Here is an 8911-nt window from a genome sequence, read left to right as displayed (position 1 = left end):
CCAGCCCTTTCAACGCGAACAAATGAACTACTCAATCAAAGGCTGAAACCCGCTCCCAGACTAACGCCAAAAATGATGCTTCTCGGCTATCGATGAAATTTTAGGCGATCGCATATCCAAAACGGTCAATTTATTGCCTCTAGAATTGAGCATTTTTGGGAGAATATCCCGTAAGTCTGATTGTGTAAGGGTTAATTGGGTGTGTATTTTGGGAGAAAATATAGTACAAATGAACGCGTTGAAAGGTCTGGCGCTAAACACCAATGATTGATGTGTGTTTAACCTGTTACATCTGTGGTTCTAATACAAAAAATATGTCAATTATCATTGCTGAAAAGCTAAGTAAATCTTACCCAGTAGCGGTTAAAAGTCCGGGTATTAAAGGCACAATCACCCACTTCTTTCGCCGTACCTACCGCACAGTTCAGGCAGTTCAGGATGTTTCCTTTGAAATTGCCCCTGGTGAAGTAGTAGGGTTTTTGGGTCCAAATGGGGCTGGTAAAACCACCACACTCAAAATGCTCACGGGGCTGATTCATCCCTCTAGCGGTAAAGTTCAAGTAGCTGGACAAATTCCGTTTCATCGGAAAGAAGCATTTTTGCAAAAAATTACCTTGGTAATGGGGCAAAAGCAGCAACTAATTTGGGACTTGCCAGCGCTGGATTCTTTGAGAATTAATGCTGCTGTATACAACATCTCTGATAAAGAGTTCCAACGGCGGGTGGGAGAACTAACAGAGATGCTTTCTCTGGAAGGCAAACTTACCCAACCAGTGCGGAAACTATCTTTGGGTGAGCGGATGAAGGCGGAATTGCTAGCAGCACTTTTGCACCGTCCTCACGTATTATTCCTAGATGAACCGACTCTGGGACTAGATGTGAATGCTCAGATGGCAGTGCGCGATTTTTTGCGCGACTACAATCAGCGTTATCAGGCTACAGTGTTGTTAACAAGTCATTACATGGCTGATATTACAGCTTTGTGTCAACGAGTGCTGTTGATTCATCAGGGAAGGCTAATGTATGACGGTAACTTGGATGGACTGCTAGAACGTTTTGCTCCTCATCGGGAAGTTCATATAGAGTTAGCCCAACCTCTACCGAGAGAAAAACTTATGGCCTATGGTGATGTCCAACTCTTGGAAGGGCGATCGGTACATTTTCTGGTGCCAAGAGAGGCGCTCACCCGCACTGTTTCCCAGATTTTGGCGGATTTAGAGGTAATTGATTTAACAGTTACCGAACCGCCTGTAGAAGAAGTGATTGGACGAGTTTTTCAGGCGGGTGTCGTGTAGTTAGTACTGAGACGAATAGACTTGTCAAGGGGAGAATGCACCGTAGATGAAAAAATTTATTAGAAAATCTCTCACTTTGCTGTCAGTATATTACGCCTATATGGTTGAGTATCGGGCAGAACTAATCTTATGGGTTTTGGCAGGGTCTTTGCCGATTATCCTCATGGGTATCTGGATACAGGCAGCACAAGGCGGGCAGTTTGGACTATCACCTGTGGATTTTGCTCGTTACTTCATCACAGTTTTCGGCGTTAGACAATTAACGGTTGCTTGGGTAATTTGGGACTTTGAAAGAGAGGTAGTGGAAGGTAGGCTTTCGCCCAAGTTGCTACAACCACTCGACCCAGTATGGCATCACGTTGCATCCCATATTTCTGAAAGATTTGCTCGGCTAACGTTTACTTTTTTATTAGTGGGATTATTTTTTATTCTTTATCCCCAAGCTTTTTGGGTACCAAGTTTGAGTAGGTTTTTGCTGTTTATATTGGCGGCGGTGTTAGCTTTTGCTTTGCGGTTTACGATTCAGTACACCTTTGCCATGTTCGCCTTTTGGACAGAACGGGCTACTGCTTTAGAAAATTTTTGGTTGTTGTTTTATCTATTTTTATCTGGTTTGATAGCACCTTTAGAGGTCTTTCCAGAACCTGTGCAGAAAATAGTTATGTTTACGCCTTTTCCCTATTTGATTGATTTCCCTGCGAGTCTTTTGGTAGGGCTACCCGTGGATATAGTCCAGGGATTTGGATCAATGGTAGGTTGGATATTAGTCTTTTTGGGCGCGAATCGTTTGCTGTGGCGTGCAGGTTTAAAACGGTACTCTGGGATGGGAGCTTAGATAATTTAACATTCAACAAAAAAAATACTGTCCAATGATTTGGCTAAGTACAGCTTTGCGTCAAACCGTGCAGAATTGAAAGTAATGAAACGCAGAGGGCCGCAAAGGTTGGATATGTAGCAATTATTTCGCTACGAATTTATAAAATCATCTACTAAGTTGAGGAAGTTTGAATACTACTGATAAGTCCACGCAATTCGTCTAAAGTATTTAGCTTTTTAAAGCTTCGCTTAATTAACTCTAGTTGCTCTAAATCATAAATTTGAGAGATTTCTGGCATTAATTCTAATCCCTCACTGCCAAATTTTATCTCCAAAAGCAGTTCAATGGTCAATAGCCTCTCCTCTTGTATCGCTTTTTCCCGTGCCTCGTGGAAACTTTTCTGATATGCCTTTTGGAAAATTTCCTGATAAAAGAAAGATTTCTCGAACACTGACATATTTCACCTCATGATTTGCCAAACTCAAAGAAGTTCCATCAGTTCATAAATTGTCGTAATTCATCTAGAATATTCACGCTCTTAATTCCCTGCTGAATTGCTTTTAATCTATCTAAATCTGAAATTTGAGAGATTTCTGGCATCAGTTGCAATCCCTCAGCACCAAATTTTATCTCCAAAGCGAGTTCAATACCTGAGAGTATCCCTTCTCGCTGTCCTTCTTGCCGTCCTTCTTGTCGTCCTTCTTGTCGTCCTTCTTGCCGTCCTTCTTGCCGTCCTCGTTCTTCCCCACGTTGTTCGCCCTCTCTCAAAATTTGCTGATACCAGGGAGATTCGCGTAACACTGCCATATCCCACCTCATGATTTGCTGAACTAAAGCGCTGTCTAATACGAAGGTAGCAAAAAAAGCCATAACAATTTCTAGCTGGCTCAATTGCTCATCGGCGCGGAGAATTTGCAATGCCCGTTGCACAGTGGATTCTTCTGCACCTCCTTTGAGAATTGGGACAAAGGGAAGCAAGGAGGGAACAGGTTGAGTAAAAGCGATTTCTACATCGACTTCCCAAAGGTTGATAACACGGTAGTCTTGATGCGCCTGTAAACCTGCAAATTGCGATTCATAACTGGTGGGAATTTCAACATCGCTTTCTTTGAGGATGTTAACTAGTACCGGATAGGTGGGCAGATTGTACTTTTCTTCAGCTAGTGCTGCGTATGCCCGCATCCGTTTGGGCATTTCAGCTTTGTAGCGTAATTGTAACTCGTTGAGTACGATAAATTCGCCATATTGAGGACTGGTGGCGCGGACTAAGACATCACTTTCACGGCTAATCCACTGGAATTCGGAGTTGATAATTTCACCGCATACAATATCGGGAATTTGTGTTACCCATTTTACCCAATTTTCGGGTGCGAGGCTGATTAATCGCTTGGTGCTAATATCTGCTGCTTTAGCCATAGGGGATGTAGATGACCATAGTTGTAGTTTATGGCTAAAGTGGCGATATCTACGATGGACTATGCCTATGCACTGATGTACTTTAATAGAGATTTTATAAATTACTCGGTATCGTTTTAAACTTTTCTGCCGTCCCCAAAGAATAATCTTCTAACTTAAAATCAGCAAAAGGCTTCTTTTCTAACCTATCCCTTAATGCTTCATCGAGAATTACACCTGCTGATTGTTTTTTAGCTCCAATGATTATAATACTTCTCTGATATTTAGTTAAATCCTGATTTTTCTGACAATCACTCCGTTGAAATTGTCCCAAATTTAATATACGATAACCTTTGACGCTTGGTGTATTAATAAATAATTTTTTTACTAAAAATTGTACTTGTTTGGAACGTTCTAAAGCCATTCGCTGTTGAGCTTCTATATTCCCTTTACAAGAAACTGTACCTACAGAAATAATCTCACTAGGGGCTTCCATTATATTCTGTATACCTTCTTGTTCTAAGTTCAACTTTAAAAGGTCAAGACTAATAATTTCATCATTATATTTAATTTGAAAATTGCTACCTAAAAGCCATTTGTATTCTAATGATAATACAGCTACATTAAATTCCGCTACCCTGCCCTGACTGTCTCTACCTTCTTTATAAGGAAAATAATCAATTTTACCTTTTTTTTCTGGAGATTGTCCGTAATTTGACCTCAGAGAAAATTGTGGTGTTCGCGTTGCTAAAGCCACTATACTAAGTAATCCTAATATCACTAGCAGCGCTGCAAAAAATGCCAGTAATGGTATTTCTTCTGGCTGTTTCTGTGGAGGGAGTGAAGTTTTAGTAATTAGTGGTGGTAATTGCTCAATATTATAATCCCCTACTAAATTAATAATTTCAGGAGTAGTTTCTGTTAGTTGGTTTTCAATTTCTTCTAATCGCTGTAAAATTTTCTGAGTATTAGCGGGACGCTTTTCTATATCCGGTGCTGTTAGCCAATCAATTAAATTTAATAGTAAGGGTGAGATATGGGTTGCATGATTTTGCCAGTGCAACAAATTTTGCTGGACATCATACACATCTAAAGGATGGTATCCCGTGAGTAAAAATACAAATGTGCGTCCCAAGGCAAAGAAATCTGATTGCGGTACTGCTTGAGCGTTCATTTGTTCTGGAGCGCTGTAGCCAGATGACATTAGTGCCGTCATCCCGTCGCCGTTGCTGATTTGGTCTGGTTTGGTTGTGTCAATTTCAGTGGCGGTGCCAAAATCAATCAGTACCAAATCCCCCCAACCTTTCCCAAGGGGGGAGCGAATCATGATATTAGATGGCTTAATATCTCGATGTAGGTACTGTTTACCATGCACTAAATCCAAAATTTCTACCAATTGTTTTAACCAGGCTACAGCTTGTTCCTGCGAAATAGGGTAATTCTGTTGCTGCTTTAGCCACTGTTCTAAGTTGTATCCATCAATTTTTTCCATTGCAATGCAATGCAACACTAAACCATTTCGGGTTTGGTATTGGAAGTAACTATCTTCGTTAGGAATGCCGGGATGCTTGAGTTGTCCTAATAGGGTTACTTCTTGCTGAAATAGTTCTACTGCTTTGGCATCGCTTGATAAATCCTTTTGGAGTACCTTGAGAATTTTAGGGGTATCTTGTTCGTATGCTTCATAAACTTTACTAAACCCTGTTTTGTCACTCAACAGGCACATCACCCGATAACGCCCTAGCAACTCCAAATGGGAACCACAACTTTGACAAAAGCGGTTTTGATGATTATTCGGATGATTTGGTTTAGGGCAAACGGGATTGATACAAAGGCTCATGACTAGCTTATCCGTACATTAACAGTTATCAGTTATTAGTTGTCAGCGTTCACTGGTTGGTTACTGATAACAAATAACTGATTTAAGAGGAGCGCAGATGCATAGCTAGCTACTTGTCGCTAGACATCGCTCCTATTAATTCTTCTGTTGCCGTATGATAATCCCGTCCAATAATTATGAGATTTTCTATCTGTGTTCTGCCAAGAAAGCTGCTACAGTTTGGTTAAATGCCTCTGGTTGTGTCAAAAACGGCCAATGATTGCCGGGAACTTGGCAGATGCGTAAGTTTTTAAGATAAGTTTTGTAGGGTTTAATTTGCCAATCTTGGCGATTCAATCCTTGTTCTGGCTGGACGAAGATGGCAGGGATGTCAAGGGGAATTGTAAAACCAGGCACTTGCATTACTGCCTCAAAAATGCCGTCGCGGGCGGCTATGGTAAATTTGCTGCCCCAACTACCATCGGGTTTTTGTTCTATTCCTGCTTGGAAAACTTGCTGCTGTAAGGAACTCCATCCTTGATATTGCTTTAATTGCCGTGCTTCTTGTTCAGCTTCTTCATAAGTGGCAAAGGGGCCCATACTTTTGAGAAAAGGCAAGAAGCGATACAACATGGGAAAAGTTACCCTGAGAAGACTGGGCATTTTCCAGATGAAAATTGGATCGACCAGAATTATACTCCGCAAACGCTTTGGGTTTTGCCTTGCCCAGATAGCGGCTAGTTTACCTGTCCACGAATGACTTACAATCTGGGCAGAAGTCCATCCCAGATGATCCATGAGTGCTTCGAGGTCTGCGATCGCACTTTCAAAAGTATAATCTCTCTCAGGCTTACTACTTTGGCCATGTCCGCGCATATCTGGTGCAACTATGTGGTATTCTGCCGCTAAGTAATCTCCTAAACTAGACCACACTAAAGCATGGTCGCCTAAACCATGTAACAGCAGTAAAGGTTTTTGCCCTTGGTTCCACTCTAAGTAAGAAAGTTGGATATCAGGCTTTGATAAAGTTTGACGTACAGGCATCATTGCACATCCACCAATGAAGAGATTGTTTCGCGTTTATATAGTACTGCGAAAGAAGATGGACGCGGCCAGATGAGACTTGACAGCTATAACCAAATCTTGGAACTTCTTCCCAATCTCAACTTTTCTCATAGGTCAAATTACTTGAGTGCGATCGCGTATTTGGAGTTAGAGTAATTAAATCATCAATATTGCGTTTCATTGTGTCGCAAATCGCATCTAGAGGTAAGTCGTTAGGGTCATAACCAAAGGGGTTTTCTATCTCCAAGCCGATGGCTTCAATACCAAATAGTGTAAAACCGACCAAAGCAGAAATTAAACCTGTCCACCAACCTAGAGTCTCCACTATTTGAAAAGGTAGTAAAAAACAATATAGCAGCAACAACTGCTTGAGATGAATGGCATAAGCTAATGGTATAGGTGTTTTTAAAATTCGTTCGCAAGCACCTAAATTATCCACAAGACTATTCAATAATTCTTGCATAGATGTTAGCTGGTAGCTATTGAGGCAATTACGATTATACTGCTCTTGTAAATAATCTCCTATCCAAAAGGCAACCTCTATAGGGAGATTATTCATAATTTTCAGTTTTACATACTTACTAGATGGCATTAAATCTTCTAACTCGCTATTGACTGCTTCTCCCCGTAAATGTAATTTAGTTGTCACAGCGAAAGCTACCAATAAATTTAATGCTGTAATTTTATTGTCTTTATCTTCTGGTGATATCTCGTCAATTGATACCCAAATTTGCCGTGCCAGATTTCGGATGTTATTTACTAGAGAACCCCAACATTTTCTCCCTTCCCAAAATCTCTCATAAGCAGTATTGGTACGAAATACAAGTAACAAGCCTAAAACAATACTAGGAATAACACTTCCTAAAATAGGTTGGGATACAGGCAAATCAAAATGATAAAGTATAGAAATCAGAAATCCGAAAGCTCCGCACCATAAAATATGTTTATAAATTGCTCTTACCACCGAACCTTTAAGTTGGAATGTTGTGCGTAGCCATGTGAGTTTTTTGGTTGTCATGCAGTCACCCTAAGAAAATATTTAGTGAAGCGATCGTTTAAATATCGATACTTTAAAAATAATAACTATAGAAATAGCACAATTGGCAAACAGGATACTGTAATAAGCAGCGTTGGGAAGAGAACAGGATATGCTGGCCGACAGACTGTATCTTACCTTCTGTTACAATCTGCTGAGGTAGCTTGAGGAGGATGCTCCTAAGCGTATTGCCTTCTGTTAGGGACTTCCAATTAAAAAATATCCCGTCGTAGGGGCGCAAGGCCTTGCGCCCCTACAAATCTAGAAATAAGTTGGGATAATTTATTTTTTGGAAGTCCCTAACTAAATAAGTTATGTCTTTTTTTAGTCGTTAGTCTCAAAACGTTGAATTTCAATTAAATAACCACTGGGATCACGTAAAAAACAGTGGTAAATGTTGTACTTTTCATTTAGTGTCGGTGGCTTTTCAAATTCGATGCCACGTTCTTTGAGATATTCAAACCACTCATCCACCTGCTGCGTTATCAAGGTAAAAATGACACCTAATTGCTTGTCGCCTGGAGGAGTTGATGTTTCGCTTGCTTGGCACAAACCTAAGTATCCAGAACCGCTAACAGTAAAAATTCTACAGGTTCCTTGGTCAAGCCACAACTCAAAACCCAGCTTTTGTTCGTAGAATTCTGTAGATGCATTGAGATTATGGGTGTAAAAGAAGGTAATTTGCTGGTCGATTTGCGGATGAACAGACATAAAATACATTTGAGTATATACCCTAACGACATTGGGCGATCGCATAGGTAAAAATTGATTGATGTTAGAAACCTGTTACTACTCCAGATGCCTTAAGTGCATCTGGAGTTTCTTTTTGGAAAAAGCGATGTCTACGATGCTCACTGAGCCAAGTCGTACCCCTCCGGGGAAGCAAGCTACGCGGAGCGTCTCGTAGAGAAGTGCGGGCTGCACCTACACAATTTTTCAAATCATCCGGATATGCCAAAACATTGCTGAATAAGGATGCATACTGAATTATCTATATCTAAACATGGGGCATCACTTATTGATGTACCCCTTCTGCCACACAACTCTCGCCAAACAGCCTCAGTACATCTGGGGCTGTTTTGTGTTACTTCCAACAGAGAGGTTGTGTAAGCCAGAAGCACAGCATTTGATCCTCATCCTCAGCATCCCAACTGTATTTGGGTGTATACCCTGATGACGTAGGATACTCTCACGAGGAAAATTTGGTATAGGTAAATGCGTATCTTTCCTGACTCCAGATTTGTCACAAACATTTCTGGAGTTTTTTCATTATTGGAGTTTAAAATTACCCATCTAAGTGCAAAAGTTCCTTTTACAAGAGGTCTAATGTGCAGACACTAATCACATGATCTAGTTGTGCAAACCAGATAGTTGCAAATTTGAAGACTAATTACCGCTTCTTTTGTGAAAGGGGTTGTCTTCTTCTCATTAGACATCTCCAAAAATTAAATATGCCTTATCCAGAAACCTTGTAGAGACGTAGC

The 8911-nt window shown here is 40.7% G+C and carries 9 protein-coding genes; 2 read left to right on the top strand and 7 right to left on the bottom strand.

What is annotated here, in order from left to right; translation table 11 throughout:
* The first annotated feature begins 314 nt into the window (after positions 1-314).
* A complete protein-coding gene (locus tag VB740_RS34495; protein ID WP_323204312.1) occupies positions 315-1295 on the top strand; it encodes an ATP-binding cassette domain-containing protein in 981 nt (326 codons plus the stop codon).
* A 46-nt stretch (positions 1296-1341) separates the two neighbouring features.
* The gene (locus VB740_RS34490; RefSeq protein ID WP_323204311.1) at positions 1342-2130 is read left to right on the top strand and encodes an ABC transporter permease; all 789 of its coding nucleotides are present in this window, start codon (positions 1342-1344) and stop codon (positions 2128-2130) included.
* Between the two features lie 154 nt (positions 2131-2284).
* Here VB740_RS34490 and VB740_RS34485 read toward each other — a convergent pair whose 3' ends face one another.
* The 7 genes from VB740_RS34485 to VB740_RS34455 form a co-directional block, all read right to left on the bottom strand.
* Positions 2285-2569 (bottom strand): hypothetical protein, encoded by a 285-nt coding sequence (locus tag VB740_RS34485; protein ID WP_323204310.1) that lies wholly within the window; start codon positions 2567-2569, stop codon positions 2285-2287.
* Positions 2570-2607: 38 nt separating this feature from the next.
* Positions 2608-3528 (bottom strand): Rpn family recombination-promoting nuclease/putative transposase, encoded by a 921-nt coding sequence (locus VB740_RS34480; protein WP_323204309.1) that lies wholly within the window; start codon positions 3526-3528, stop codon positions 2608-2610.
* A gap of 94 nt (positions 3529-3622) precedes the next feature.
* A complete protein-coding gene (locus VB740_RS34475; protein ID WP_323204308.1) occupies positions 3623-5347 on the bottom strand; it encodes a serine/threonine-protein kinase in 1725 nt (574 codons plus the stop codon).
* A gap of 186 nt (positions 5348-5533) precedes the next feature.
* Positions 5534-6370 (bottom strand): alpha/beta hydrolase, encoded by an 837-nt coding sequence (locus tag VB740_RS34470; RefSeq protein WP_323204313.1) that lies wholly within the window; start codon positions 6368-6370, stop codon positions 5534-5536.
* A gap of 118 nt (positions 6371-6488) precedes the next feature.
* A complete protein-coding gene (locus VB740_RS34465; RefSeq protein ID WP_323204307.1) occupies positions 6489-7409 on the bottom strand; it encodes a bestrophin family protein in 921 nt (306 codons plus the stop codon).
* Positions 7410-7751: 342 nt separating this feature from the next.
* Complete coding sequence (locus VB740_RS34460) at positions 7752-8138, bottom strand: VOC family protein (protein ID WP_323204306.1); 387 nt, start codon at positions 8136-8138, stop codon at positions 7752-7754.
* A 64-nt stretch (positions 8139-8202) separates the two neighbouring features.
* Complete coding sequence (locus VB740_RS34455) at positions 8203-8385, bottom strand: hypothetical protein (RefSeq protein WP_323204305.1); 183 nt, start codon at positions 8383-8385, stop codon at positions 8203-8205.
* Positions 8386-8911 lie beyond the last annotated feature (526 nt).

The organism is Nostoc sp. UHCC 0251, assembly GCF_034932245.1.
GTDB lineage: Bacteria > Cyanobacteriota > Cyanobacteriia > Cyanobacteriales > Nostocaceae > Nostoc.
The sequence above is the reverse complement of the archived record's forward strand: the minus strand, read 5'-3'. Positions and strand labels throughout refer to the sequence as shown.

Bases quoted from the DNA above. Each gene is read 5' to 3' on its own strand.
- VB740_RS34495 (WP_323204312.1), top strand. From the start codon at position 315: ATGTCAATTATCATTGCTGAAAAGCTAAGTAAATCTTACCCAGTAGCG.
- VB740_RS34490 (WP_323204311.1), top strand. From the start codon at position 1,342: ATGAAAAAATTTATTAGAAAATCTCTCACTTTGCTGTCAGTATATTAC.
- VB740_RS34485 (WP_323204310.1), bottom strand. From the start codon at position 2,569: ATGTCAGTGTTCGAGAAATCTTTCTTTTATCAGGAAATTTTCCAAAAG.
- VB740_RS34480 (WP_323204309.1), bottom strand. From the start codon at position 3,528: ATGGCTAAAGCAGCAGATATTAGCACCAAGCGATTAATCAGCCTCGCA.
- VB740_RS34475 (WP_323204308.1), bottom strand. From the start codon at position 5,347: ATGAGCCTTTGTATCAATCCCGTTTGCCCTAAACCAAATCATCCGAAT.
- VB740_RS34470 (WP_323204313.1), bottom strand. From the start codon at position 6,370: ATGCCTGTACGTCAAACTTTATCAAAGCCTGATATCCAACTTTCTTAC.
- VB740_RS34465 (WP_323204307.1), bottom strand. From the start codon at position 7,409: ATGACAACCAAAAAACTCACATGGCTACGCACAACATTCCAACTTAAA.
- VB740_RS34460 (WP_323204306.1), bottom strand. From the start codon at position 8,138: ATGTCTGTTCATCCGCAAATCGACCAGCAAATTACCTTCTTTTACACC.